We start from the raw sequence: 26,039 nt of genomic DNA, 5'->3' as shown, positions 1-26,039 counted from the left end.
CTTTAGAAAGGAAATAGCCATGCCAACTCCATGTTATATCTCTATCGACGGCCAAACTCAGGGCCTTATCACTGCAGGCGCATGTACTGCTGACTCTATCGGCGATTCATTCGTTGAAGGCCACGAAGATGAGATGCTGGTTCAACAGTTTGACCACGTTGTAACCGTACCGACTGACCCACAATCTGGTCAGCCTTCAGGCCAACGTGTGCACAAGCCATTCAAATTCACTGTGGCGCTGAACAAAGCGGTTCCTCTGCTGTACAACGCATTGTCTTCAGGTGAGAAGCTGAAAACCGTTGAGCTGAAATGGTACCGCACGTCTATCGAAGGCAAACAAGAAAACTTCTTCACCACTAAGCTGGAAAACGCGTCTATCGTGGACATCCACTGTGAAATGCCACACTGCCAAGACCCAGCAAAATCTGATTTCACTCAGAATGTGACTGTGTCTCTGTCTTACCGCAAAATCACTTGGGACCACGTTAACGCGGGGACTTCAGGTGCGGATGACTGGCGTAAGCCAATCGAAGCGTAATTTACGCTCCGAGTATGTCGCTCACCTTCGGGTGGGCGATTGTAAACCTTAAACCCAGAGTATCGTTTGGCGCGGTATTGTGGGTTTAAGGTTTTGCCATTTTTAATGTAGGGGAAGGAAAGGCAGGATGGCGACATTAGCGTACAGCATTGAGGTGGAAGGGCTGGAAGATGAGACTCTGGTGGTCAGAGGCTTTAGCGGACAGGAGTCATTCTCCAACAGCGTCTTTAGCGGGTGGTGCGATAGATACGCCGTACATCCACGGCTTAACCTATCACACCCAAGCAGAAGTCAGCGAAGTTCAGCTCAAAGACTACAGCTTCAAAAAGCCAGCCTACTCCTTTTTACAAACCGTGCAGGGCACAGAGCTTGGCTATCAGCAAACGCGCTACCAACACTTTGATGCGCCGGGGCGCTACAAAGACGATGTGAATGGTGAAGCCTTTAGCCAAATCCGCTTAGACTACCTGCGCCGCCATGCCCACACCGCGGCAGGGCAGAGCAACGAACCGCTACTGCGTGCGGGCTATAAGTTTGACCTGCAAGAGCACCTTGACCCCGCGATGAACCGCGATTGGGTGGTGGTGTCGATTAACCATCAAGGTGAGCAGCCGCAAGCGCTACAAGAAGACGGTGGCAGCGGCGCCACTACTTACAGTAACCAATTTAGTTTAATTCCGGGGCATCTTCACTGGCGCGCCGAGCCACAACCCAAACCGCAAGTCGATGGTCCAATGATAGCGACGGTTGTTGGCCCTGAAGGTGAAGAAATCTTCTGTGATGAACACGGGCGGGTGAAAATCCATTTCCCGTGGGACCGTTATTCCAATGGCAATGAGCAGAGTTCCTGTTGGGTACGCGTTTCACAAGGTTGGGCGGGCAGCCAATACGGCTTTATCGCCATTCCGCGCATCGGCCATGAAGTGATTGTTTCTTTCTTAAATGGTGACCCAGACCAACCGATTATCACCGGACGCACTTATCATGCGACCAACACGCCGCCATATACCTTGCCAGAGCACAAAACCAAAACCGTGCTGCGCACTGAGACGCACCAAGGGGAAGGGTTTAACGAGCTCAGTTTTGAAGACCAAGCGGGCAAAGAGCAAATCTACCTGCATGCGCAGAAAGACTTCGATGGTTTGATTGAAAACGACCACACCACGGTCATTCGTCACGACCAACACCTAACCGTTGAAAACGACCAGTTCACTGAGATTAAGCACAACCAACACCTGACGGTGGAAGGGGAAAGTCGAGAAGCGGTGACTGGCGAGCAAGTGCTGAGTATTGAAGGCTCGCTGCATGTGAAAGCGGGCAAAGTTTGGGTCAATGAAGCGGGTACAGAGATCCATGTGAAAGCGGGACAGAAAGTCGTGATTGAAGCGGGCTCCGAGATTACCGTTAAAGCGGGCGGCAGCTTTGTGAAAGTCGATCCGGCTGGGGTGCATCTGTCCGGTGCTTTGGTCAATCTCAACTCTGGCGGCAGCGCTGGTAGTGGTAGCGGCTTTGGCGGTGCAATGCCCGCCTTACCGGGCGGCTTAGAACCCGCCGTGACACTGGCTCCACCGCAAACCATCTCTTACCAAGCGTTGCTACAGGCCGAGCAAGCGAATGTTCCTGCGGTGAAGGTGTGTCCTTTAGCCGCTCAAGAAGCAATGCCTGCGGTGAATAGTATCGCGCCGCCTCCACCACCACCGATTGCTCCGCCAATGGCGCCACCACAACCAATAATGAATCCACAGCCAACCGCTAACGCGCAGCCTAATCTTGGAAGATCCACTAAGGCAACGCCGGATTTTCCAACACATTTCCCTAAGTCATCCATTGGCATTGAGAATGAGTTAGCTGGTCTAGTGGTGGCTATGCCAGCCAACTCGGCACAGAAATTTGGCTACGTGAAAAGTGCACAAGGTGATGCGCTGTTTATGTTAACGAAAGACATGAACCAAGGTTCGTATCAGCGGCCACCTTCATTACAAGATGGAAAAAATTATCAGAATTGGCAGACGCATACAGTAGAGTTGGTGAGCTACCCTTGTGAAATGGACGATAAAGCTGCTGTTGAAACACGCAAACAAGCCATGTTGTGGTTAGCAACCCACTTTACTACGCATATCGACCAGTCCAATCATCAACCATTAGCTCCTATTCAAAGTGAAGACGGACGCTTTGTTATCGAAATCACTAATGCGAAGCATGTGATTGCTGCGGGCAATGGGATTTCTGCAGAATCTCAAGGTCAAACAATCACGATGACACCAAGTGGACAGCAAGCCACAGTGGGTGTTGCTGCTAAAGGTTTCGGGACGAGTGCAACGCCAGAATTAAGGTTACTTGAATCTGCACCTTGGTATCAGAAATCACTCAAGAGCCAATTTGCATCTCTAACGAGCGCAGAAAACTTGGATGATAAAGAGTTAGCTGCAAACGTATTTGCTTATCTGACGTCTATTTATTTAAAAACAGCAGAGCTAGCGAAGAAGTTTGGTATTTACATCAATGAATGGGACCCCATGTCGGAGCAAATTACTCCAAATGCGAATGGATTAACGGATCCAAAAGTAAAAAATGCATGGGAAATATTGCCACGTACAAAACCAAGCAAAATAGTAGAAATACTCAGTAAGAGTGATGCAAAAGCGGTTATGAAACATATCAAGCCTCAATTGCAGTCTCGCTATTCTGAGAGTTTGTCGAAAAATGTATTTCAATATTTCCAAGATGGTGGTGAAGTAGCCGGACACGGTATTAATAATGCGACGGTCGGTGATAAACATAGTCCGGAATTGGCGGTTTTGTTTGAGTTCAGAACTGTTCCGAATGAACTGCAAAGTTATTTACCTAAAACAGAATCGACAACTAAGTCAGAAGTGAAGTTACTCGATCAGTTTGATCCTATGAAGCGTAAAACAGTAATTCAACAAGTAGAATCACTTGTGCAAAATAGTGGCGATGCATTTGATAAATGGTACCAAAGCTACCGAGACTCCATGAATCAACCTCCCGTTAAAAATGCGAAGAAAATTGCTTCCGCGAATCAAAAAGCACAATGGGTTAAAGAGCATAATCCTCAAGAATGGCAACGCATTATTGCTTAGTGGAAAATGGAATGGAAAAGATGCTTTTACAATGGTTGAGTGAACAGACATCAAACGTCTATTGGCTTGCTGATCATTCAACGTTTAAACAGGCGGTGGCGAATAACAGTGGAATTGTATTTGATGGTACACAAGTTGTTTTCCACGGCGAGACCTTTGCTCCTGTGATGAGTTTGTCCCCTTGGCTAATTCCTGTCTCAGATAAGGTGTTGGCATTACCGGATGAGCTGTTACAGCAAGGCATTTTCTTAACCAGTCATAGTTCTACAAGTGAATTATTAAGCCATCTTCAAAGCCTTTTGATTGCAGCACTGGAAGGCGAAGAAGTACTGTTTCGTTTTTATGATAGGCAGGTCATTGTGCCTATGCTGGATGCGATGCGAGATCTGGAACGTAACGATTTTTTAGGGCCGGTAGAAAAATTAGCCGCCGTTAAGCAAGGAGTATTTCAGGAATGGGGAAATACGCGTAGTTTCGAGTTTATCTATCAACCTGCCCCTTGGTGGAAAATTCAGCCTTATCATTTGATGCCACTTTATCGAACCGAAGTGCATGCCCAAGTTTTAGAACGACGTTTTTGGGAAAAGCTTCCTTACGTAATGGAACAGCTTGATGAGCCACAACAATCGATTAAAACCATTTTAGATGAAGCTAAGCAGGCTAATTTGGGGCACGATAATGCAGAGTACTTAGTTTTAAATCACTTGTGGAAAGCCTCATTAGCCACTCTAGAGCAGATGAGTGATGCTCTTCATCTTAATCAACAAGAACTTCAGGAAATAATGCAAATTCGGGAGAAATTAGCATGAGTAGCACAGGTGCCCATCCACATTGTCAACCTTGTGAGAATCTCAAACATTGGATTGAAATTATTGTGCGGGATGAACATAACCAGCCCTTTGAAGGTGTGAGTGGTGTTTTGATTGACGCAATGAAAAATAAGCATCCAATTGAACTTAATGCTTCACCTATCCTGATTGAAAATCTTGCGCCCGGTCCTGTTGAAATCGAGTTGGATTACGATCAGTGGTTAAAAGCTGCGCAAGATAAAAGTCACCCAAGAAATGAAGAGATAGCTAAACCGGTTGAAGAGTTTTCTAGCAGTTACAGTGCCCACAAGAGTGGCCCGGTGGTTTATCAAGAAATTACGACGGGTGATTTGACCAAATTACCGAAAGAGATCGTATTGCCAACTAACCATCAAAAAGGCAAAGCCGGAACGTTAAAACTCTTTACAGATAAAACCTATATTCTTCAAGTTAGGGCATACAAGTTTATTACTCTTCGAGTCGGAATGTTCTTTGATGGTACCGCTAACAATACCTACAGCGCCCAATGGGGAAAACAACAATTAGAAAATTATTATCGTAAATGGAAAGCAAAGTACGATGCTGAATGCGAGATTAATTCCAAAAATGGTAATGGAACAAAAAAAGAAGTTCCAATTACGGCACTTTCTAATGATTGTTTTACCTATCCGAAAAAAGACAATTTTATTCTCTCCTTATTTAAAAATGATGAGGGAGAAATGGAAACGGTTGCGGGTAGTGCAAGTAATGAATTAACCAATGTTCAAAAACTGTTCGATTTATACTCTCAAGACAAATTTTTTAAAGAAAAAAATATGTTTAGCCATGCTGAGTATATCACTGGGATTGGTACGGGAAATAGCACCGCGATTGCTCCTGCAGATGAGTCGATCGTTGTCGGGCAAGGCTTAGGAATTGGTAAGTATGGAGTTACAGCCAAAGTCACTACAGGGATTCAAACACTTTCTCAAAATATAGAACAGGTTACCTCTACATTTGAAACAGTTCTTGAAATGAAAGTCGATGGTATAGAAAAGCTCCAATTTGATGTTTTTGGATTTAGTCGTGGAGCGGCTGCCGCAAGACATTTCATCAATATGGTATTGGATGGTGAAAATGGCGAATTTGCGAAGACGTTTACATTAGGCTGCCAGAAAGCCGATTTACCACTCATTTACGCTTTTGATTGGGATGAGGTCGATGAAATAAAAGCGAATTGCGAAATCACCTTTGCTGGTTTGTTTGATACAGTGGCCTCAGTAGTCAATATTTTTTCTAAAAACTCCTCTTTTGGCCTAGATCTCAATACACACACGGATAATGGTGATGTAAGACTATGGATTGACCCTAGACGAGTCAGGCGTGCCGTACATTTAACGGCGGATCCGACCATTGAATGCCGAGATAACTTTAGTTTGAACCATCTCAATTCTACGGATGAAGAACATTTTCATGAATTTGTTTTGCCAGGCGCTCACTCAGATATTGGGGGCGGCTATCACTCTAGGCTCAGTTTTGACAATCCAGACTATTTGTTACCTGTTTTAGAGAAGAAGCTTGTTAAGCGTGTGAGTCGTACGTTTTCCGAACGCTGGGACGAAGAGAAAACCAAGCAATATGTGTTAAATGAGCTAGAAAAATATAAGGTGCTAGATAGGCTTACGGGGTGGAAAGAAGAGGATTACGTGATTGAGCCGTTGGACGTTCGCCAAGAAGGTAAGAACGATGGTGGGCGAGTGACAGGCAAACTTTATATTCAACGTCAAGTAGAAGGCGATCTCTCGCGTTTGTACTTACGTTTAATGTACGGTTTGGCCGAGTTCCATGGCGTTCCCATGTCCGACGAAAATTCCGAAGTCTGGGAAGATAAAGATATGCGTCACTACAACATCGAAGATTATGGCAGCGGCTTTGCCAAGATCAATCAAAGCGTACTAGAGCTAGCTAAAAATGGGCAATATTCAGCGTTGCAACAGAAGCTCTCAATCCCAGAGCTAAAGACAAATCTCATGGCATTGAATCTCTTCCACCATTCATCCGGTGATGATATTGGAATGTCTCCGTTGTGGGACGAAAAAGCAGGCTGCTATAAAAGAGCCAGCTATCCATGCGAACAAGGAAAATAAAATGAAAAAAGTGTTCTTGTTATTGTCAGTGCTTTTACTTAACTCATGTTCTACTAATGCTGCATATCAAACCGAGCAGCCATGGACGTGGCGAGTTGGTGTAACAATGCCTTCGTTTTACCCAGTAAAAATTACCCAAATCTACGGTGTTAATGAAAAAGAAAACTGGACTGTATTAATTCATAATATTATCCCCCGTATGAGTGATAGCGATATTGAGTATATCCGTCAGATATTTCCTGATTATGATGGTTTTGGGCTGCCACATGCCTTAGGTATTACAAGCAGAAGCCAAATTGGTGTAGGTTCCACCCAGCTACCTGATACACTTTATGTGTACTGGGTTTCATTGTTTGATACCAAATTTTATGTCACTAAGTATGAGATTCCTGACAACGTAAAACAGTTAGTAGCTACGAAAACAACTTATACTAAATGGAATGGATTTATTGTTGATCCATGTTATCGCGCAGAGTTTATTTTTGGTCTTCTGCCTAATGGGCAAGCTAAGGTGTGGTTGAGTGGCTGTAGTGAGACTATTTATCTTACGGAGTTAGCTCCTGACCAAACTCCTGATCGTGATAGCAATGGGTTTAAAGCCGATACATATAAAGAATCTTCTTATATTAGAAATATCCAACAACGCGCTAAGGATGCAGGTGTTGAGCTAGAGCCGATCCCTTGGGATAAAGTGAATAAGGTCTATTCCATCAATGAAATTAAAATGCTTGGCGAGTAACTTAGCGTGAGTTGAAAAATCTTCATAAGACACATGAGAGGCTTTGAGGTATAAGAAAGGCTCGCTGATTTTCCTTCAAGGATTGATATGGTTATCCAGAATTTCGAAGCTTTTCTTATCGCTATTACTATTTTGACTTTAACACCGGGGCTAGATACTGCTTTGGTGATCCGTAACACTTCGCGGGCTGGGTTTGCCGATGGATGCACGACCAGTTTGGGTATCTGTTTTGGCTTATTCGTTCATGCCACTTTTTCTGCTATTGGTATCTCTGCGATTCTTGCTCAATCGGCTGAGCTATTTCAAATCGTCAAAATGGTGGGAGCGGCTTATCTGATTTGGTTGGGTATTTCGAGCTTACGATCATTAATGAAAACAGATCAGGGCATTGAGGTTGCGAGCCTAGCTCATGCACAATTTCGTTTAACCCGATCGCTGCGTGAAGGTTTCCTCTCGAATGTGCTGAACCCTAAAACTGCCGTCTTTTACTTAGCTTTTCTGCCTCAATTTATTAATCCTGACTATTCACCGTTAGCGCAATCTTTGCTGATGGCGTTGATTCATTTTGCGATTGCGATGGTATGGCAATGTGGTTTAGCCGGTGCTTTGAGTAGCGCTAAAAACCTTCTGAAAAACGCTTCTTTTATGCGTTGGATGGAAGGTACAACGGGAGTTGTTTTGGTCGCATTAGGTATCAAACTTCTCTTAGAGAAGCCCCAAGCCTAGCTTGAAATAAAGGTTTAAAAGTAGAAAAAGCGCCGTTGGGCGCTTTTTCTTTGTGCTTAGACCGACTAGGTGTTATTGAACTTGGGCTTCGGCTTCGGAGTATTGATAACGCGCGGCAAAATATTGCTTCGTTTCTTCCACGACCACATGGCGTAAGGCAACAAGGCCAATAAGGTTCGGAATTGCCATTAAACCATTTACAATGTCGGCGATAATCCAAATCAAATCGAGGTGCAGGAATGCGCCTGAGGCAATCAAGCCAATAAAGACGATTTTATAAGGCAATACCGCTTTGGTTCCGAATAAGAACACCATGCAGCGTTCGCCGTAGTAGTTCCAACCCAGAATGGTCGTAAAGGCAAAGAACATCAAACCAATCGAAACCAGCATCGGACCGATAGTTTGTGCATTTAAGCCAGTGGCAAAAGCGTAGGTGGTCATCGCTGCACCAGAAAGATCGCTCTGCCAAGCGCCCGTTAGAATGAGAGCCAAGCCAGTCATCGTACAGATGATGATGGTATCGAAGAAGGTCCCCGTCATAGAGATAAGACCTTGCTCAACGCAGGAGTCGGTTTTTGCCGCTGCCGCCGCCATAGGCGCACTGCCTAAGCCAGATTCATTGGAGAACACGCCGCGAGCAATACCCGATTGAATCGCGAGCATAATGCTCGCACCTAAGAAGCCACCAGTTGCAGCAGTTGAGGTGAACGCGGATACCAGCACCAATTCCACGGCGTCTGCGAGTTTGTCTGCATTGGTAACAATCACACTTAAGCAGGCGACAATGTAAAACAGCGCCATCGCAGGAACCACTTTTCCTGCCACTTTAGCGATGGATTGAATACCACCGATAGTGACAATGGCAACCAGTACGGTCAGTACCACCGCAGAGGCTTCACGAGGGACACCAAAAGAGATTTGAGTGGCATCTAAGATCGCGTTCACTTGTGGGAAAGTACCAATCCCGAAGCAGGCAACCCCTACGGCAAACACAGCAAATAATACTGCCAGTGTTTTTGAACCCACACCATCACGCAGGTAGTACATTGGCCCGCCGACCATTTGTCCTTTGTCATCGATTTGGCGATATTTCACCGCGAGTAAGCATTCTGCGTATTTGGTTGCCATGCCAAACAGGGCGGCGAGCCACATCCAGAACAGGGCACCTGGGCCGCCGAGCTTGATTGCGGTCGCAACACCCACGATGTTTCCTGTACCAATAGTGGCGGAGAGGGCGGTACACAGTGCGGCGAAACTTGATACATCACCTTGTTTGTCTGAAGATTTTTCGCGGCCAAATACCATAGCTAAAGCCGTCGGCAGGCGTCGAAATTGCAGTAAGCCCAAGCGGAAGGTGAAATAGACACCAGTGCCGACCAGAAGAATTAACAGTGGTGGACCCCACACTAAACTATCAACAGTTTGCAGAAAAGATTGCAGGTTATTCATGTTTTCCCCTTAAAAAATAAACATAAGGAGAAGAGAGAAAGGGTGCGAAAAATGCACAGCAGAGCTCTAGCGAGCTCACTAAAAGATTGGCCTTTCACTCCTCTGTCCTTTTGCCTGAGAGTTTCACTCTGCATATGCGCAGAGCTTGCTCCTTCGGCGACCGATTAAACGGTTCTCTCCAGAGGTTCCTCCAACTACAGTCCTCGCTTATTCGTTGCCAATAAATGGCTAAGAATAATGCACCTGAAAGATTTACTTCTTCGGCGGGTTATTTGGCCCAGATGTTAAAATCTAGTTAACAACCACTCTCCTGCAGTCTTCAACGGAACAATCGTCTTGAATAAAACGATTTGCAAGGCGGATACTAGCGAAAAGAAAATGTGATGTCACCAACAAAAGATGCTGTCTGATTAACTCTTGTTCAACTCTACTTAGGAAACCACTTTTCTCTGACGTTAAACTGCGTATAAGTGGTATAAAATAAGTGCGCTAGGAGAGGTGATATGGTGAGATTGATTGCGATAACGTTGTTGATTGCATTAGCGTTTGTATTGATTCGCTATCGCACCAACGAAAAATTGCAGAAGGGGGTTGTCATCGCCATTTTGGCGACCTTCGGTTTATACACCACCTTCTTGGTTATTTCAGAACTGATTCGCTGACGCAAAAGGAGCGAAGCGTGAACAAACACAATGAGTTTGAAGACAATGAAGAAGTTGTTGTTATCGAACGAAGAGATAAGCAAGGTTATCTTTATATTGCGATTGCTGCGGCATTAGGTATTGCATTGGGTGGACTGATCGGTTCATCTGTGACAACCAGTCGCTGGGAGGCGTCTTATGAAGCACTGCAAAATCAACTTGAGCAGTTAAAAAATGCAAAATCAGAAGTGGTAAAAGCGGCTGAGGTGACAGAGCAGAACAACGATGAGCAGTGGCAGATCAAAATGGATCAGGCCTTAGCTAAGCAGCGGGAAGAGTGGCAAACAGAATCGGTGCAGCGTGATAAATATGTTGCTGAGCTTGAGAAACACAACCTCGATCTTGAGCAGCAGCTCAATGAGCAAAAAATGGCATTGGAACTTGCCAACACCCACAATAATCAGCTGAACCGCCAAGCCGATATACAAGCCACCATGTTGGAACGTTCGCGTGAACTGTTTCAGCGTGAACTCAAAATCAAACAAGAATTGGAAACGCTGCAAAAAGAGCGTGACACTTTAGTACCTCAAGTAAAAGCGCTTAAAAAAGAGTGTGATATTTATCTTGAAGGTAAGTCATGGGATGCAAAATCCGATGCTTGTGATAAGCAAGATGCCGCTAATTCGCGCATCAGTCAGATTGACCAGTTGATTCGCGTGCACCAGATGGATCTTGAAGAAATTAAATCGCTCTCAGAAGAAATAGGCTTATAAATCAATCTGCGTGTTACTTTTGGGATATCCTGTGCCGGATTTACTTTGCTGTTTCATTTGATACATGGCTTTGTCGGCACGGGATAGTGCGTCTTGAAGTGTATCTTCCGTGGCTTGAGTGATGCCATAGGCGAAAGTGATACTCGACTGGTCTGCTATTAAATTTAACTGAAATATAAATTCTGATGCGCGATCTGGAGTGAGAAGAACAATAAATTCATCTCCTCCAATCCGGATGGCATATTCTTTTTTATGGCAACATTCATTCAATATTTTGGCAAACTTAATTAATAAATTGTCGCCAGCTTCATGTCCATGTCGATCATTGATCTCTTTGAGACCATTGAGATCCAAATAAATAAGATCAAATATTTTTAATGGTAGTGTTTTTAACGCATGTCGATTCATTAACCCTGTTAAGTCATCGGTTTTGGCTAAACGTAAAAGATGATGATTACTCTCACTTAATCCATAGGCGATAAGGATAAAAGCCAATGAAGTCAATCCATCATCTAAGATGGCATTGGTCAGTTTAAATTGGCTTCCGAAGTCGCGGAGGTAGGCAATCTCAGTTAGCAAATCATAAGCTTGATTGAAAAGTAATAAAAATGCACCTATGCGAATTTTTATATTTTTTAATAAACTGTCTTTAGTGATTAAGAAAATATATAAAACAACGGAAAAAGTATAGAATTCAAAATAAAAATCATGATAAGAATCGACCTCAAAATGATTGCCAACAAAATAGATAAGAATGCCCAACAAAAATATTGTGGTTAAGTAACTTATTGCTAATTTAGGTCTTGCTCTCTTCACTCTTAATCCATATCAATTTCTTATGGTACAAGTAAGTGTAGCCTATTTTTTCTTAACGCCAATCTGAAATAAAACCGACTTAAGCTTAGGTGGTTAATAGGTAGCCTAAGGTTGCTTTAAGTTTCACCGGTGAAGTGGGTTTGTTGAGTAAAAGGAACTGTTTTTGGCGAACGGCAGCCAGCAATTTATCACTTCGATCGGCACTGATCACCATGATAGGAAATGTTGAGGAGTATTGTTGCTGTAAAAAGTGTGCGGCAGAAAGACCATCTTCATCCCCATCGAGATGATAGTCCACGATCAATAAATCAAGCGGCTGAGTTGAGGAAAAGTGAGTGGGAAGTCGTTTTAAAGAGGTGTAAGTGTATACATGGCACCCCCATTCGCTCAGCAAAGCGTGCATGCCGCGGCAAATTGCCTCATCGTTATCGACCACCAACACATGTTTTCCAAAGAATACGTTCTGGTTGAGAATGACATTAGCCGTTGGTGTATCCATCAAAGGTTGAGCTTCGGCATAAGGTAAGGTGATAGAGAAGCGAGAACCTTTACCTATTGAAGAGTGAAGCGTGATTGGATGCTCCAACACTCGGCCTATTTTCTCCACAATCGCTAGCCCTAATCCTAGTGAAGTCCCTTTAAATGATGGGCGGGCATCTAACCGCTTAAACTCTTGAAATATTACGGTTTGTTTATCTTCTGGAATGCCTACGCCTGTATCATAAACATCGATGCGAACCCCCATTGATGTTCGACGACAACCGAGTAGTACCTTGCCCTTGGGTGTGTAGCGAATCGCGTTATTCACCAGATTACGGACAACTCGAGCAATGAGCAGTGAATCGCTGTGAACCATGGCACTGATAGGAACGTAACGAAATTTTAGGCTGTTGGCACTGGCTTGTTCATGGAACTCATTGGCTAAGTTGCTCAGTAATTCGCCGAGCATGAAAGGTTGTTTATCTGGAATGATGGCACCTGCATCGAGCTTGGAAATATCGACTAATGAAGCAATTAACGAGACAACATCAGTGACGGATGTGGAGAGTGCATGCACAATTTGTTGGGTTTCTGTATCGGTGACTTTTGCTTCTAATGAACCGATAAACAGTTGAGCAGCATTAAGGGGCTGCAGAAGGTCATGGCTGATTGCAGCCAAAAATTTGGTTTTTGACTCATTCGCTTGTTCGGCTTCACGCTTGGCTTCTAGCAGGCGGTTTTGGATCCGTTCGCGTTCATTGATCTCTGCATTCAATTGGTTGTTCAAGTTTTGCAGTTCAGTCGCTCGTTGTTCAAAGCGCTTCTCCAAGGTGACATAAGACTTTTTCAATTTTCGATGGAATTCTGCCTGATGTCTTTCGCTCTCAGCCTGCTTAAGCACGGTAATGTCGGTATAGAGCATGACTAAGCCCCCATCGGCAGTTGGTCGTTCACTTACTTGCACCCAGCGATCATTATTTTGCTGAAAAACACGGCCTTCGTTAGGGTGTTGTAGAGGCAGCTCTCGAATGATTAGCCCTTTTTGTTGAGCTAATGCTTTGATTTCTTTAAGAGTGATTGGTTGTTGGCTTAAATCTATGTTGGCATCGAGCCAAAACTTACGGAATCGATAGTTACAGTGCACGAGACGAAGCGTGCGATCGTAGAGCGCAAAACCATCGCTAATCGATTCGATAGCATCCAAAAAACGTTGGTGCGCCGCTTCTGCGTTCAGTTTGGCCTGACTAAGTTGAGTGTTGAGCTGTTCTAAATCGAGCAGAGTTGCGTTAAGAGCCTCGGTTTTTTGTCGCACTTGGTCGGCGAGGATCACTGAATGCTGAAAGGCGGCATAAGGTTCGATGGTGTGACAATGGTTTTGCTCAACCCGATTCACCAGTACCTCAATCATTTTTTTCTGCCGAGCATTTTCCGCCCGCAGTTGCTCTAGCTCTAAACGTTCTCCGTCAGTCATCGGCTTAACTCGCTTTACGCTTTACCACCACGTGGTTTGGGTTTGCTGTGGCTGAAAAACCCATCGCCACGCCAGTAAACGTTTGATTTACATGAATACCACCGAGTTGTTCACCGTAGGTATTGAAGCCCACGACACGAAATTGCTGCAACAATGCCTGCATAGCATGCTGGCGATGAGTCACTTCCACTTCTTTGCGGCGCAAAAAACAATCACAGCCAATGATGAGCTGTAACTCTCCGAGCTGTTCGGTGACCTGAGTCAGTTTCTGGTTTAAGTTTTCAATGACATTGCCGGGTTTCATGGCAGTGACCACGATGCCGTTATCGACCGCACAATAGAAATCCAAACTTAAATCGCGGTTCACTTTTTGGATTGATCGGACATAAAACTCGTTGCCCACTTTGACCGCAAGTGGATTGAGCGCATAGATTTCTGGCCGTAATTCATTCACCTCTAAACCGATCTCTCTGGCATACACAAGAGCAGCAGGCTCGGAATTGAACTCGTAAACACGGCGATGTTCGCTGTCTGCCTGGGTGACAACCAGTTTGCTCCCTAAGCTTTCGATATGATGGGTCGTAAACACTTCAAAAGGGCAGCGAGTATTGACCATAATTACGATCGCTGAGTTTTCATGGAACTGCCCCTCACTGTACACATGGGTATATGCCAACCGTTCATCATCGCCAGCTGAGCCACCAAAGTGTGGGATGCGCCCTAGTGCTGTATTGAGGGTCAGTAACACGGACTCTTCTTGGCTGGTTAACCCATCAATTAAGGTCAACACAAACGTGCCTTCTTCAATCGGGGCTTTGAGCTGGCTTTTACAGCGGCTGATCAGCTCGGCAACACTGCGTTGTGCACTCTCTAAACTGAAATTCTGGAGGGGGATCTGCATCCCCGCAACGGAGAAATCACTGCGTAGAAACCCAATCGCGCTAATGCTGTTTTTGTTGTAGCCCGAATGGCCAATTTCGCCTGCCGTGGTGCAGCCCATCACATTAAGATGGCGAAAGCGCTGCTTAAGCTCTATCTCCAGTTCTGTCAAAGGGTAGGCGGAGGAGCAAAAAAACAGGATGAAGCCAATATCGAATCCTGCAAATTGTTGATAAAGCTCGTGAACGGCTTTCACACTATCCAATTGGAAGGTTTCAGCTGTCACAACAGAACGGATGGCTGGAGCAAACTTGAGACTGTGCATGGTTTGACAGATGTTTCATTGATGTTAAAACATTGTAGTGTTAGATTTTGAATTAATGAAATCCTACTTGAGAATGAAATAGGCCAATCCATTCCAAGGTAATCATCATTTTAATAAGCGCATGGATGTTTCATTAAGCGCACAACATAAACAGAGTCAGTTGGTGATGATTTGTGCTCGATGTGAGGATTCACAATGTATTCATTTATTGTTGCCGATGACCACCCACTGTTTCGTGATGCGATTGTTTCTGTTCTTGAGAATCGGTTTCCTGGCTGTAATGTCCGCCAAACGGAAGACATGCCTTCCACCATCAGTATGGTGAGTGAAACGCCAGACTGCGATTTGTTGCTGTTGGATCTTAATATGCCGGGTATGACCGGGCTTAATGGCTTGCTAGAGCTAAGAAACCTTGCGCCCGCAACGCCGGTCGCGGTGATTTCTGCAGAGTCGGATAAACAAACGGTTTTACAAACACTGGCTTATGGCGCTGTCGGCTACGTGGCGAAGTCGTGTGCGCGACAGCAAATGGGAGAGGCTTTTGCTCAAATTTTGCGGGGAGATGTGTATTTGCCAGCAGATATTTTGCGTGAGAATGTCAAGAACCCTCCGAGCAGTTCGCTGCGTAAACAGGCCGATTTTAGTGTTGAAGCGCTGCAAACGTTAACACGCAAACAGTTGCAAGTGTTGCAATCGATGTCCAAAGGGGCGGCAAATAAGCAGATCGCCTATGACCTCAATATTTCGGAAACCACCGTGAAATCTCATGTTTCGGCCATATTGAAAAAGCTGGGTGTGCATAACCGTATTCAAGCGGTTGTGGGTGCAACCCATATCGATTTTGATCATTACTTGCGGCGTTAGCATTTTCGATTTAGCGTTCTTTTCTTCAGTGGCAAGTCTCTTCTAATAGCCAGACTTCGACCAGTTCTTCTACCATCGTTTTTTCAAAGTGGAGATCCTCAAATAAGGGTTTGAGGTGGGCGTATTGGCTTAGCGAAGTGCTAGAAAGATTTTTGCAATAATGCTTGGTAAGCCAGACTTGAGCCATAGCCGCGAGTTTGGGCAGTTCATCCTGCCAAGCATAAGCTTGTAACGAAGAGAGCCATGCGTACAGATCCTGAGTGAGTGGGATCGGTTCAGAAGCGAAAATCGGCTGCAAAATAAGTGTATGGCTTTCGACATGATAACGAATGGAAATGGTATAACACTGGCCGCTATTTCTCAGGGTGAGAATGTGTGGGTGCTGTTGTAGCCATTCACAAAATCCAGCGGCTAATGGAATAGGTACATGGCTAGGCAGAATATTTTGGATAAAGGGTGGATTCGGCCGCATGGTTTGGTGCAGGGTTAAACTGCGGTGTTGGGTGCAGAGATCGGTTGGTTTCACAGGCCGAGTTGAAGGCCAATCAAAGATCGCTAAAGTGCAGTTATCCGTCAGTGTCATCACTCGTTTTGCTTGCTTGAGGAGAGTATGTCCTCGATTAGGAATGGCATAAGTTAGCAGCACTTGGTTGGCGCATTCATGCCGTTCGAGTAACTCAAATTCACCATCAATCCGCGAACTAATCGTGCGCCGTGTTTGGATCTCTTCCGTCATCAATACCAAAAATTCTGCTTTTATCCATGGCTGCTGGTTTGGGAACCAATCCGGCCGTTGCATCCAATTCATGCCGACAGATTGGAAAAAGCGCTGATAGTGACGCACCAAGTCTTTTCCCCACTGCTGAATTAAACGGTTTTCCGCATGAATATTGGCCCATTGCCATTCACTATCCGTGAAATTTTGCTCATTCGCATGCTGTGGATAGGGGGTAAGGCAAGATGAGGCAGGGAGATCCTCTAATCTTATATGGTCATGCGGTTTAGGCTTGAGATCTGATTGCTCAGCCGATGGGCGATGAGGGCTTAATGTCGGCGTATTGGGGTGAGGATGAGTAAACCACGCTTGATGGATGGAAAGTGAAGACTCGATGAGATGATGAACGGCAGCTAAGTCCCATGCGCCAGTGGTGACGAGCACCATCTGTTTCGGTTGATAATGATGCCGGTAATATTCGATAAGATCCTGATAACGAAGTGACTTGATTGTTGCACTGGTGCCACTGTAAGGGGGCTGTTTGCGGTAAGTGGCAAGCTGCAGTGCGAGCTGGTGCTGCAATGATTGCTCATAACCCAGTAGCTCGTGATATACCACTCCGGAGTCACAAGGAAACGCGCAATACACTTCAGAGTCAAAGTCGTGGGGTTGCAGTAAAGGCGCCAAAACACTGCACAGTAGGTAATCTAGCCCTTTTAATGCTGCTTGTGGCTCTGTACCGGAAAGGTGGAAGCATGTTTTGTCACACCGAGTGCTAGCATTGAATTCGGTTAACTTTAATTGGCTGCGCAGCTGCCAAAAGGTGTAGGGAGAAGGCTCGCGGTAATTGCCTTTCAGCAGCATATGCTCCAACGCATGGCTGACTCCACTATCATCCAGTATGGGCGTCCGGATAAGGATGCTGGCACACAGCCCCTCTTGCTCTACTTGAACGGTTGTCTCGTCAGTTTGAGCGGATGAGTGCCAATGAATAAACCCCGCTGGATAAAGTTCACGTTGCCAGACCTGATCGAATATTTTCATCTTTTTGTCGAACGCTCGAAAAGTGGAAAAGAAACCGCTAATGTTTTTCGCCATGCTTAATTCCAACGCGCTTAGCGGCCTAAAGTTAAAAACATGAATGTCCCAAGGCATGAATATTCAAAGGCGGCTTTGCACAATTAGCCTGTCTGTGCGCATACTCCTCACTACCAGCTCTGAATGGCAACCAACTTGCGCTTCTTGCCTCGCTTGCTCAATCACATGATGATGCGGCGAGTGTTCACAGACAGGATCAGCGTTGGTTGCATCTCCCGTCAAGAGCATGGCTTGGCAGCGACATCCTGCAAAATCTTGCTCTTTTTCAGGGCAGCTGCGACACGGCTCTTGCATCCACTCATTACCTCGAAAGCGGTTAAAGGCATCTGACTCATACCAAATCTGTTTAAAGTTGTGCGTTCGTACATTCGGAAAGGTGATCGGCAAAACCGCAGCGCTGTGGCAGGGCAGCGCAAGCCCGTAAGGATTAATGCACGCAAATAAGCTGCCCCAACCACTCATGCAAGGTTTCGGACGCTTTTCATAATAATCAGGAGTGACCAAGATAAACTTAGGAGAGCCGCTTGGAAGCCGATCGCGAAAGGCGTTCACTTGCTGCTCGGCATTCTCGATTTGTTGCTGTGAAGGCAGCAGAGCCTGTCGATTGAGCAATGCCCAGCCATAATATTGCGAAGTCGCCAGTTCAACGTAATCGGCCTGAATATCGCAAGCGAGCTGCATTAAGGCTTCAATGTCACCAATATTCTGCTTAGTGATCACGGCGTTCATCACCATAGGAAATCCTGCCGCTTTGACGGCTTTGGCTAGGCGGTATTTTTGCTCAAAAGCATGGCGTTTTCCGGCAATCGCATCATTCAACTCGGGATCGGCGGCCTGAAAACTGATCTGAATGTGATCTAATCCTGCTACTTTCAATGCTTGTAGCCGTTTTTCGGTGAGACCAATCGCAGAGGTAATGAGGTTAGTGTAAAAGCCCAACTCGTGTGCCTTAGCTACGATTTGCTCTAAATCTTTGCGCATTAAAGGCTCGCCGCCAGATAAGCCCAGTTGCACCGCTCCAAGTTGGCGTGCTTGAGTCATTACCTCAAACCACTCTTCGGTACTGAGCTCTTGCTCGCCTTCCAGCTCAAGCGGATTTGAGCAGTAAGCGCAATGCAGTGGACATTGATAAGTGAGTTCCAACAGCAACCAAAATGGTGGTTTAACAGGATTTGAGCCAATGTTTTTCATAAGCAATCTCGACAAATTCAATAATGTCTTCTTGGAGAGCAATGCCTGGATAGCGACTTTCAATCAAGACGATCACATCGGCGAGTCGTTTTTCGTGCGCAAAACAGGTAAGAATTTCTGCGGCGCTATCGCTAAGGGATACCATTCCTTCAGGGTAGAGTAGAACATGGCAACCTTGCGCTTGTTCATACTGCATACGAAATAGCGGATTGAGTGTAAGTCGAGTATGGTTGTATAAGCTCATTTTAAACCCCCATTCATATTTAACCCTTTATGCCAAGGGGTGGGGTCATCGGTTAAACCTTGATAAGGGGGGCGATCAAATTCATACGCCATGCTGATTGCATCGAGTAATGACCAAAGCACATCCAGCTTGAATTGCAGGATGTTGAGCGCGTGTTGTTGCATCTCATTGCTAGTGAAGTGTGACAATGTCACCTCAAGGCTGTGTTCAACGTCTCGACGAGCTTGTGAAAGACGTTGTTGAAAATAGATCAAGCCTGAATGTTTGATCCAAGGATAATGTTCCGGCCAGCTTTCTAGCCGAGATTGATGAATGTGCGGCGCAAACAACTCGGTGAGAGACGAACAAGCGGCCTCTTGCCAACTGTGGTTGCGTGCAAATTGGACATAAGCATCCACGGCGAAACGGACTCCTGGGAGCACCCAACGTTCATCTAACACTTCATCACGGTTAAGACCTACAGCTTCGGCAAGCACTAGCCAAGCCTGAATTCCTCCGACTTCAGCCAGTGAACTGTGCCCATCGTGATCCAAAATACGTTGAATCCATTGCCTACGGATTTGTGGATCGCGGCAATTGGCGAGCACATTCGCATCTTTGATAGGGATGGAAATTTGGTAGTAGTAGCGATTGGCGACCCAAGCGCGGATCTGCTGCACAGTGCAGCGTCCCTGATACATGGCAATGTGGAAAGGGTGGTGAATATGGTACAGCGCGCCTTTGGCAAACAGCGCGGCTTTGAAGGTGTCTCTATCCATCGCTTGCATGAGCATTCCCTATAAGTTTAGTGTCATTCCATCGAAGCCGACCTCAATGCCAGCTTGTTCTAATAATGCCCGCTCAGCACTGTGTTGATTGAGAATCGGGTTGGTGTTGTTTATGTGTACGAGGATTTTTCTGGGCTTGGTAAACGGTTTAAGCCACGCCATTGTGCCAGCGTGACCATTAAGGTGAAGATGACCCATATCGCGACCGCGTAATGTGCCAAGACCGAGATGGATCATCTCATCGTCATCCCACAGTGTGCCATCAATCAGTGCGCAATCGACCTTATGCATCACGCGTTCAATTTCGGAGTTTGCAGCTTCCATGCCCGGCGCATAGAGCAGCTGGCCGCCGGTTTTCTCATCAATGATATGCAGCGCGATCGTTTCCATCGGGCGAGGTTGATGGCGAAATCGCGAGTAAGGTGGTGCGTTAGAGCGTATCGGGATAGGAATAAAACGCAGTGTCGGTAATGCATCAATCCGCCATTCATTGCTAATGGTGTGGCATTGGTAACCCCCATTCCAGTGTTCAAAAATCGGCAGTAAGGGAAATTCTTCGGTGAGCGACATTTTCACCGCCTCGGTGCAATACAATGGCAGGGGTAACCCTTCGCGCAAGGTAAGTAGCCCTGTGGTGTGATCAATTTGCGCATCAGTCAAGATCACTGCACGAATGCGGGTTTGGCGCAGTGTACTTAGGGCGCTAAAGAAAGTGGGCTCCGACTTATCAGCGGGCGTATTCTCTTTGGGAGTATTCTCTACGGGACTATAGAAAGCGGGTGTCTGGTTGATTTGCTGGCGAATATCGGGCGAAGCATTAATGATCACCCAGTGTTTGCCATCATCACTCACCGCGATTGATGATTGGGTTCTTGGAGTGGATGGAAAGTCTCCATACCGCATTGCCGCGCATTGAGAGCACTGGCAGTTCCACTGTGGAAACCCGCCTCCGGCACCAGAGCCAAGGATAATTACCTGCATGCAGACACTCCTTGCTGAAAAACGAATCGGATAAAAAAGCACCTGAAATCAGGTGCTTTTCAGGGGAATCGAGTTGACTCTGTACTCAGCGATTGCTGATGTAGAGTGTCACTTCCATGCCCAAACGCAGTTCTTTAAAAGTGGGTTTTTTCCACATTGGCCGAATCTCCATTTCAGTGAGTATGCTCAGTAAGAGTAACCACCGTGGCTTTAACTTCACATCCTACTTTGTGATGAAAACACTCCTTCTTTACAGAGGCTATGGAGTGAGGGTTTGTACGGGGATGTCATTCTGTGGGGGTGGGCGGCGCTTTTTCCTGTAGCGTTGGACTACGCAGCGTTGTGGATCGTGGTAGATCACGCTGCATTCTAAACACTGGACACACTCGTTGTAATCGATCTGCCCATCCTCTCGAATTGCGTTTACACCACAAGATTTGGCGCACAGTTGGCAAGGTGTGCCGCACTCTTTTTTTCTGTCTAACCAGCTAAATAGGCGCAATCGGCCTAAAATGGCTAGCCCTGCGCCAAGTGGGCAAAGATAGCGGCAGTAAACTTTATGAATCTTGCTCGCGAGTAACAATAAGATCAGCGCGTAAACCACAAAAGCCCATTCGCGTTGAAACAAAAGGGTGACCGCGGTTTTAAACGGCTCCAATTCCGACAAGCGTTCTGCCGTTGTTAAGGAGACAAAACTTAGCCCGACTAAAGCAAACAGGATGAAGTATTTGAGCGAGACTCCGACTCGGTGCCAAGGTTTTGGAATGCGCCATTGACGGATTGAAAACTGCTTGGCCAGCCATGCCACCATCTCTTGCAATGCGCCAAACAGGCAGAGCCAGCCACAAAACACACAGCGGCCCCACAAAAATAAGCTGACAAAAGTAAACGACCATAGAATAAAAATGATCGGGTCGAGCAGAAACAGAGTGATATCAAACCCATTTTTTAATGCCAATAAAAGGGTGTAGATATTCACCACTGAAAGTTGCCCTTGAGTGTAAATACCTATCACGCCATACACATAGAGCAGTGCCACTGCCCGCCATTGCGCGAAATGTTTTTGTTGCACAAGCCAACGGCGCTGCAGGATAAATAAGGCGGAAATCACGCAGAGGTAGCCAACAATCAGGGCGATTTCTAGGCTGCGTTGCTGCCATAGCTTTTGCCAAAGCGGGATCGCCACTTGGGGGGGGGCACTGGCCTGCCATAGTGAGGCAGGCAAAGTGTAGTTTGCGCTGAGATAACGGTACTCCGTCTGCATAAATCCCGCGCGCGTAGGGAATCGCACGCTTAACGTCAGGGGCTGTGAAGGATCAAAACCACTGCTGCTTTTAATGCGCAGCACTTTCAACCATTGTCGATCGTTGGAGCCTAGATTAACGGGGCCTTGGGCGAGCTGCTCGGGTTGCACACTGTAAAAATCGGTATCACGCAGTGCAATGGGCGAGCCTTGTTGGCTAAGGCTAAAACGCACGGGTGACGTTCCTGCAACAAACTGAGGCGAGAGCGGTGAATAGTCCCCCAAGTTACCGAGTAGTAAGGCAATGTCTTGAGGCCCCATTTCACGCAAAAGCCTTGCGTATTCCTCTTCTCCCAGTAAATTTTTGCCTACCAAGGCGGGGGAAAGAACGGCAAAGATCACATCAAACGTTGGCGCTTGGCTAAGATCGGGATTTTCCTCTTGCCACTGCGCAGTCACGTCTTCGGGGCTGATTTGCAGCTGTTCAGCAAAGGAAGCGAGTGGCACTTGCCAACGATAAAGTAATCCCTGCTGTTGTATCTGCTCATAACTGAGTGCTTGATAGGGTTCAAGGTTGAGCTGCGCACCGGAAGAGGGAGCAAAGCCACTTAGGGTATGACGCGCTACATTCAGGGCGGAAGCGAGTATGGTGTCATTAATCACCATGATGGAAACGGTGGCCTTGGTCACGCCATCAAACAGCAGTGTGTCCGGGTCAGCATTCTGGTGAGCTTTCGTATCAATGATGATCCGCTTATGCAGACTCTGATTGAGGTATTGAGTGATAAATTCTTGCAAAGGCTCTTCACCCAGCCCGTGCAAGAAAATCGGCTCGTGATGACGAACTAAAGTGATGCCGCGGATCACCCCTTGAGTATCTAATCCAATTCGTAAGTTAATGGTTTCGCCTGAAAAACCAGGAAAGTGAGTCATATCATCCGTTTCAAACACGTACCCTAGCAGCTCGTTAAGTTGATAAACCGGAATCGCAGGGACTTCGCTAAGTTTGGCTTTTTGACGAGTGGCTGTCGGGAAAAGAGCGCGAGCTTCAGGGCTTAGTTCTTGCCACTCATCGGCGAAAACCGGATGAGTGGAAGCCAATAAAAGCAGGATCAACAGAAAGAATAGAGCGAGAGCTCGCAGGAACTCTCGCGGTAGGTGTGGCTGATTAGAAGAAGCCGAGTGGATTGATGTCATAACTCACCAAGAGGTTCTTGGTTTGTTGATAGTGATCCAACATCATTTTGTGGGTCTCACGACCAATGCCTGATTTTTTATAACCACCAAAGGCGGAGTGTGCGGGATAGAGGTGATAACAGTTGGTCCACACACGGCCAGCTTGAATCGCTCGGCCAACGCGATAGGCGCGGTTCACATCGCGTGTCCATAGACCAGCACCTAAACCGTATTCGGTGTCGTTAGCAATTCGAATCGCCTCCGCTTCATCTTTGAAGGTGGTTACGCTGATCACTGGTCCAAAAATCTCTTCTTGGAACACGCGCATCGCGTTATGGCCTTTCAAAATGGTTGGCTGAATGTAGTAACCCCCACCGAAATCAGCGGCAGAACCTCCGAGCAGCACTTCAGCGCCTTCTTGGCGACCGATTTCTAGATAGCTTTTGATTTTCACGTACTGCTCATCAGAGGCTTGTGCACCCACTTGCGTTTCAGTATCCAGCGGGTTGCCGTGTCGAATGCTTTTCGCTTTAGCGAGTACGCGTTCCATAAAGCGATCGAAAATATCTTCTTGAATCAGCAGTCGCGATGGACAGGTACACACTTCGCCTTGGTTGAAGAATGCCAGTACCGCGCCTTCTGCTGCTTTTTCGATGAAGGCTTCTTCTTGATCCATGATATCGGAGAAATAGATGTTCGGAGATTTCCCTCCCAGTTCCACGGTCGAGGGGATCAAGCTGTCTGCCGCACAGCGCAACACATGGTTACCAATCGCTGTTGAGCCAGTAAAGGCAATTTTGGCGATGCGTTTGCTGGTTGCTAAGGCTTGTCCAGCCTCTGGCCCCATACCATTGACCACGTTGACTACGCCTGCTGGAATCAAATCGCCGATCAGCTCCATCAGTAGCAGAATTGTAATAGGGGTTTGCTCTGCGGGTTTGAGCACGACACAGTTACCTGCAGCTAAGGCCGGAGCCAGTTTCCACGTTGCCATTAGGAGCGGGAAGTTCCAAGGGATGATTTGCCCAACCACGCCGAGCGGTTCTTTGATATGGTAGGCCACAGTATTGGCATCCAGTTCGGCAGCGGTGCCTTCTTGAGCACGGATGCAGCCTGCAAAATAGCGGAAGTGGTCGACACACAAAGGAATGTCTGCGGCCAGTGTTTCGCGCACGGCTTTGCCGTTTTCCCATGTCTCGGCAACGGCTAACATCTCCACATTCTTTTCAATGCGATCGGCGATTTTCAGCAAGATATTTGAGCGTTCGGTGACCGAGGTATTGCCCCAAGCAACGCGCGCTTTGTGCGCCGCATCTAGGGCGAGGTTGATATCGTCAGCATCGGAACGTGGCACTTCCGCAATGTTATCGCCAGTACAGGGCGAAGTATCCATAAAATACTGGCCATTGACAGGTTCTACCCATTGGCCACCAATGTAGTTTTGGTAGCGAGATTTAAAGGAAACTACTGAGCCAGGCGCTCCGGGTTTGGCATAAATCATGATTCACCTTCTTGTGTCTCTATCCATAACGTTGACCATCGTTAGCAGAACTCAATCTGTGTGAGGGTGATGGTCACTGTGTGTTGCTGTTGATTCATTGTTGCGTTTGCTTGAGTGGGCAGCCATGCATCCTTAGTCGGCAAAATATCCTACTTTGGGATGAGAATGGCTGTGGGTTACTCAGTTCTTTGCCGTAGCCATAGCGCTAGGGAGTTTGAACGTCCACACCATGCCGCCTTGGTTAAAGTCTTTGATTCGTTTCGCAACATCACCGCCCCAAAGAGGCACTGCGCCCCCCCAACCAGAGAGCACGGAGACATACTGCTCGCCATCCATCGTCCAAGTGATGGGGCTGCCGACAATGCCTGAGCCTGTATTGAACTTAAACTTCACGTCTCCGGTTTTATCGTCGAGCGCGAGTAGGTAGCCTTCCGGATTGCCGGTAAACACCAAACCGCCAGCGGTGGTTAATACTCCAGCCCAAAGCGGAGCGTAGTTTTTGAACTGCCAAACAATTTCACCGGTGAGCGGGTCAATCGCCCGCAGTACGCCGATGTACTCATCATTAATGGCTTTGATGGTGAAGCCAGCGCCTAAATAAGCAGCACCTTGTTTGTAGGCGGTAGGCTCATTCCAGATGTCCATCTGCCATTCATTAGACACCCCTACGATTCTGACGAATATGTGGAACCCGACGATTTTGATGAAGAATAAAAGTGAGAATAAATGAGAGCCTTGCCACATGGTGAGGCTTTTTTTTGTCTTTTTGTTTATTAATGCAACCATACACCTTTTAATGGTGAGAATGTGTGATAAAGTGAGTGTCAGTCTAGGAATAAAAATGGCAACTAATAAATGGCTGAAATCATTTACGACATAAAAACAAAAACAATAAAGCACTTCACTTATCGAAAACCATCAGTGTTCATTGATGAAAATGGTGAGCCTCAATACAAATACTCTCCAAACAAAGACAATCATACTCACATTAAGAAGGTTATCTTCCTTAGTCTAGTTGGTTACGAGAAGGTAAATCTGCTAGATGAGAACGATAAACCAATTAAGGATGAACACGGTAATCCGATTTTCGTTAAAGGGGATGTGGTTTCCTACGAGCCAATGAATTACGTAAATGAGTTCATCCTTGCTAAACATGTTGTCGATGAAAAAGAGGATGCTCAGCAAGCCTCTAAGGCTCTCACCCATTATTTCAGGTTTATATTGGACGCTCAGGCGAAATGGGACGATAGATACGATAACGAAGATTACGATCCTTTTATTGACCCTCCTCGCCCTGCTTGGGATAGCTTTTCTCCCAGAAAAAACCTACGTGTCACCACTATGTATAGAAATGCTGTCAAAAAGGCCACGCTCGATGGCACAGGA

The 26,039-nt window shown here is 46.3% G+C and carries 22 protein-coding genes, 2 pseudogenes and 1 riboswitch; of the genes and pseudogenes, 11 read left to right on the top strand and 13 right to left on the bottom strand.

Going from position 1 to position 26,039, the window contains the following annotated elements:
• Nucleotides 1-19: 19 nt before the first annotated feature.
• The 7 genes and pseudogenes from hcp-2 to VOA_RS05260 all read left to right on the top strand — a co-directional run bounded on the left by hcp-2 (nt 20) and on the right by VOA_RS05260 (nt 8,039).
• Nucleotides 20-538, top strand: a complete 519-nt coding sequence (gene hcp-2, locus VOA_RS05235; protein ID WP_001142921.1) for a type VI secretion system effector Hcp-2 — start codon at nt 20-22, stop codon at nt 536-538.
• Nucleotides 539-753: 215 nt separating this feature from the next.
• A pseudogene (locus VOA_RS20445) lies at nt 754-2,151 on the top strand (type VI secretion system Vgr family protein); the annotation flags it as partial.
• 45 nt (nt 2,152-2,196) lie between these two features.
• The gene (locus VOA_RS20440; protein ID WP_332252497.1) at nt 2,197-3,639 is read left to right on the top strand and encodes an actin cross-linking domain-containing toxin; all 1,443 of its coding nucleotides are present in this window, start codon (nt 2,197-2,199) and stop codon (nt 3,637-3,639) included.
• Nucleotides 3,640-3,659: 20 nt separating this feature from the next.
• A complete protein-coding gene (locus VOA_RS05245; RefSeq protein ID WP_032468390.1) occupies nt 3,660-4,448 on the top strand; it encodes a DUF4123 domain-containing protein in 789 nt (262 codons plus the stop codon).
• The gene (locus tag VOA_RS05250; RefSeq protein ID WP_000099386.1) at nt 4,445-6,574 is read left to right on the top strand and encodes a phospholipase effector Tle1 domain-containing protein; all 2,130 of its coding nucleotides are present in this window, start codon (nt 4,445-4,447) and stop codon (nt 6,572-6,574) included. Before VOA_RS05245 ends, VOA_RS05250 begins: the two co-directional genes overlap by 4 nt.
• Nucleotide 6,575: 1 nt before the next feature.
• A complete protein-coding gene (locus tag VOA_RS05255; protein WP_000755263.1) occupies nt 6,576-7,313 on the top strand; it encodes a DUF2931 family protein in 738 nt (245 codons plus the stop codon).
• 87 nt (nt 7,314-7,400) lie between these two features.
• Nucleotides 7,401-8,039, top strand: a complete 639-nt coding sequence (locus VOA_RS05260) for a LysE family translocator (protein WP_000236669.1) — start codon at nt 7,401-7,403, stop codon at nt 8,037-8,039.
• A gap of 72 nt (nt 8,040-8,111) precedes the next feature.
• Here VOA_RS05260 and VOA_RS05265 read toward each other — a convergent pair whose 3' ends face one another.
• Nucleotides 8,112-9,488, bottom strand: a complete 1,377-nt coding sequence (locus tag VOA_RS05265; RefSeq protein ID WP_001061727.1) for an alanine/glycine:cation symporter family protein — start codon at nt 9,486-9,488, stop codon at nt 8,112-8,114.
• A 92-nt stretch (nt 9,489-9,580) separates the two neighbouring features.
• Nucleotides 9,581-9,680, bottom strand: a riboswitch (glycine riboswitch).
• Between the two features lie 311 nt (nt 9,681-9,991).
• Here VOA_RS05265 and VOA_RS05270 point away from each other — a divergent pair.
• Both VOA_RS05270 and VOA_RS05275 read left to right on the top strand, forming a co-directional pair.
• Nucleotides 9,992-10,150 carry a hypothetical protein gene (locus tag VOA_RS05270; RefSeq protein WP_000251902.1) on the top strand — a complete coding sequence of 53 codons (159 nt, stop codon included), beginning with the start codon at nt 9,992-9,994 and terminating at the stop codon, nt 10,148-10,150.
• 17 nt (nt 10,151-10,167) lie between these two features.
• Complete coding sequence (locus VOA_RS05275) at nt 10,168-10,902, top strand: hypothetical protein (protein ID WP_001032894.1); 735 nt, start codon at nt 10,168-10,170, stop codon at nt 10,900-10,902.
• Here the strand turns inward: VOA_RS05275 and VOA_RS05280 are convergent.
• The 3 genes from VOA_RS05280 to nosP all read right to left on the bottom strand — a co-directional run bounded on the left by VOA_RS05280 (nt 10,897) and on the right by nosP (nt 14,873).
• A complete protein-coding gene (locus VOA_RS05280; RefSeq protein WP_000817050.1) occupies nt 10,897-11,718 on the bottom strand; it encodes a GGDEF domain-containing protein in 822 nt (273 codons plus the stop codon). The two genes, VOA_RS05275 and VOA_RS05280, sit on opposite strands and share 6 nt — an antisense overlap.
• Nucleotides 11,719-11,803: 85 nt before the next feature.
• The gene (locus VOA_RS05285) at nt 11,804-13,669 is read right to left on the bottom strand and encodes a NahK/ErcS family hybrid sensor histidine kinase/response regulator (protein WP_000129313.1); all 1,866 of its coding nucleotides are present in this window, start codon (nt 13,667-13,669) and stop codon (nt 11,804-11,806) included.
• A 4-nt stretch (nt 13,670-13,673) separates the two neighbouring features.
• Nucleotides 13,674-14,873: a nitric oxide-sensing protein NosP gene (gene nosP, locus VOA_RS05290; RefSeq protein ID WP_000555812.1), complete on the bottom strand. Its 1,200-nt coding sequence runs from the start codon at nt 14,871-14,873 to the stop codon at nt 13,674-13,676.
• 195 nt (nt 14,874-15,068) lie between these two features.
• On the opposite strand from nosP, the gene VOA_RS05295 reads away from it, so the two are divergent.
• Nucleotides 15,069-15,737, top strand: a complete 669-nt coding sequence (locus VOA_RS05295) for a response regulator (protein ID WP_000286800.1) — start codon at nt 15,069-15,071, stop codon at nt 15,735-15,737.
• A gap of 25 nt (nt 15,738-15,762) precedes the next feature.
• On the opposite strand, the gene VOA_RS05300 is transcribed toward VOA_RS05295, so the two are convergent.
• The 9 genes from VOA_RS05300 to VOA_RS05335 form a co-directional block, all read right to left on the bottom strand.
• Nucleotides 15,763-17,550 carry an insulinase family protein gene (locus tag VOA_RS05300; protein ID WP_001107205.1) on the bottom strand — a complete coding sequence of 596 codons (1,788 nt, stop codon included), beginning with the start codon at nt 17,548-17,550 and terminating at the stop codon, nt 15,763-15,765.
• A gap of 63 nt (nt 17,551-17,613) precedes the next feature.
• Nucleotides 17,614-18,741: a pyrroloquinoline quinone biosynthesis protein PqqE gene (pqqE, locus tag VOA_RS05305; protein ID WP_000789307.1), complete on the bottom strand. Its 1,128-nt coding sequence runs from the start codon at nt 18,739-18,741 to the stop codon at nt 17,614-17,616.
• Complete coding sequence (gene pqqD, locus VOA_RS05310; protein ID WP_000061144.1) at nt 18,713-18,985, bottom strand: pyrroloquinoline quinone biosynthesis peptide chaperone PqqD; 273 nt, start codon at nt 18,983-18,985, stop codon at nt 18,713-18,715. The genes pqqE and pqqD overlap by 29 nt, the downstream gene beginning before the upstream one ends.
• Complete coding sequence (gene pqqC / locus VOA_RS05315) at nt 18,982-19,752, bottom strand: pyrroloquinoline-quinone synthase PqqC (RefSeq protein ID WP_001148696.1); 771 nt, start codon at nt 19,750-19,752, stop codon at nt 18,982-18,984. The genes pqqD and pqqC overlap by 4 nt, the downstream gene beginning before the upstream one ends.
• 9 nt (nt 19,753-19,761) lie before the next feature.
• Nucleotides 19,762-20,733, bottom strand: a complete 972-nt coding sequence (pqqB, locus tag VOA_RS05320) for a pyrroloquinoline quinone biosynthesis protein PqqB (protein WP_001196036.1) — start codon at nt 20,731-20,733, stop codon at nt 19,762-19,764.
• 85 nt (nt 20,734-20,818) lie between these two features.
• Entirely contained in the window at nt 20,819-20,890 is a 72-nt protein-coding gene (gene pqqA, locus VOA_RS19910; protein WP_156794491.1) for a pyrroloquinoline quinone precursor peptide PqqA, read from the bottom strand.
• A gap of 102 nt (nt 20,891-20,992) precedes the next feature.
• On the bottom strand, nt 20,993-23,173 hold the full coding sequence (locus VOA_RS05325; RefSeq protein WP_000200639.1) for a 4Fe-4S binding protein: 2,181 nt from the start codon (nt 23,171-23,173) through the stop codon (nt 20,993-20,995).
• Nucleotides 23,145-24,653, bottom strand: a complete 1,509-nt coding sequence (gene exaC / locus VOA_RS05330) for an acetaldehyde dehydrogenase ExaC (RefSeq protein WP_000638552.1) — start codon at nt 24,651-24,653, stop codon at nt 23,145-23,147. Before exaC ends, VOA_RS05325 begins: the two co-directional genes overlap by 29 nt.
• 180 nt (nt 24,654-24,833) lie before the next feature.
• On the bottom strand, nt 24,834-25,298 hold the full coding sequence (locus tag VOA_RS05335; RefSeq protein ID WP_000355944.1) for an outer membrane protein assembly factor BamB family protein: 465 nt from the start codon (nt 25,296-25,298) through the stop codon (nt 24,834-24,836).
• Between the two features lie 210 nt (nt 25,299-25,508).
• On the opposite strand from VOA_RS05335, the pseudogene VOA_RS0118495 reads away from it, so the two are divergent.
• A pseudogene (locus VOA_RS0118495) lies at nt 25,509-26,039 on the top strand (site-specific integrase); the annotation flags it as partial.

It is taken from the genome of Vibrio sp. RC586 (assembly GCF_000176715.1).
GTDB lineage: Bacteria > Pseudomonadota > Gammaproteobacteria > Enterobacterales > Vibrionaceae > Vibrio.
The sequence above is the reverse complement of the archived record's forward strand: the minus strand, read 5'-3'. Positions and strand labels throughout refer to the sequence as shown.

Coding starts and splice junctions, on each gene's coding strand:
- hcp-2 (WP_001142921.1), top strand. CDS start 20: ATGCCAACTCCATGTTATATCTCTATCGACGGCCAAACTCAGGGCCTT.
- VOA_RS20440 (WP_332252497.1), top strand. CDS start 2,197: ATGCCTGCGGTGAATAGTATCGCGCCGCCTCCACCACCACCGATTGCT.
- VOA_RS05245 (WP_032468390.1), top strand. CDS start 3,660: ATGCTTTTACAATGGTTGAGTGAACAGACATCAAACGTCTATTGGCTT.
- VOA_RS05250 (WP_000099386.1), top strand. CDS start 4,445: ATGAGTAGCACAGGTGCCCATCCACATTGTCAACCTTGTGAGAATCTC.
- VOA_RS05255 (WP_000755263.1), top strand. CDS start 6,576: ATGAAAAAAGTGTTCTTGTTATTGTCAGTGCTTTTACTTAACTCATGT.
- VOA_RS05260 (WP_000236669.1), top strand. CDS start 7,401: ATGGTTATCCAGAATTTCGAAGCTTTTCTTATCGCTATTACTATTTTG.
- VOA_RS05265 (WP_001061727.1), bottom strand. CDS start 9,488: ATGAATAACCTGCAATCTTTTCTGCAAACTGTTGATAGTTTAGTGTGG.
- VOA_RS05270 (WP_000251902.1), top strand. CDS start 9,992: ATGGTGAGATTGATTGCGATAACGTTGTTGATTGCATTAGCGTTTGTA.
- VOA_RS05285 (WP_000129313.1), bottom strand. CDS start 13,669: ATGACTGACGGAGAACGTTTAGAGCTAGAGCAACTGCGGGCGGAAAAT.
- nosP (WP_000555812.1), bottom strand. CDS start 14,873: ATGCACAGTCTCAAGTTTGCTCCAGCCATCCGTTCTGTTGTGACAGCT.
- VOA_RS05295 (WP_000286800.1), top strand. CDS start 15,069: ATGTATTCATTTATTGTTGCCGATGACCACCCACTGTTTCGTGATGCG.
- VOA_RS05300 (WP_001107205.1), bottom strand. CDS start 17,550: ATGGCGAAAAACATTAGCGGTTTCTTTTCCACTTTTCGAGCGTTCGAC.
- pqqE (WP_000789307.1), bottom strand. CDS start 18,741: ATGAAAAACATTGGCTCAAATCCTGTTAAACCACCATTTTGGTTGCTG.
- pqqD (WP_000061144.1), bottom strand. CDS start 18,985: ATGAGCTTATACAACCATACTCGACTTACACTCAATCCGCTATTTCGT.
- pqqC (WP_001148696.1), bottom strand. CDS start 19,752: ATGCAAGCGATGGATAGAGACACCTTCAAAGCCGCGCTGTTTGCCAAA.
- pqqB (WP_001196036.1), bottom strand. CDS start 20,733: ATGCAGGTAATTATCCTTGGCTCTGGTGCCGGAGGCGGGTTTCCACAG.
- VOA_RS05325 (WP_000200639.1), bottom strand. CDS start 23,173: ATGACATCAATCCACTCGGCTTCTTCTAATCAGCCACACCTACCGCGA.
- exaC (WP_000638552.1), bottom strand. CDS start 24,653: ATGATTTATGCCAAACCCGGAGCGCCTGGCTCAGTAGTTTCCTTTAAA.
- VOA_RS05335 (WP_000355944.1), bottom strand. CDS start 25,298: ATGGACATCTGGAATGAGCCTACCGCCTACAAACAAGGTGCTGCTTAT.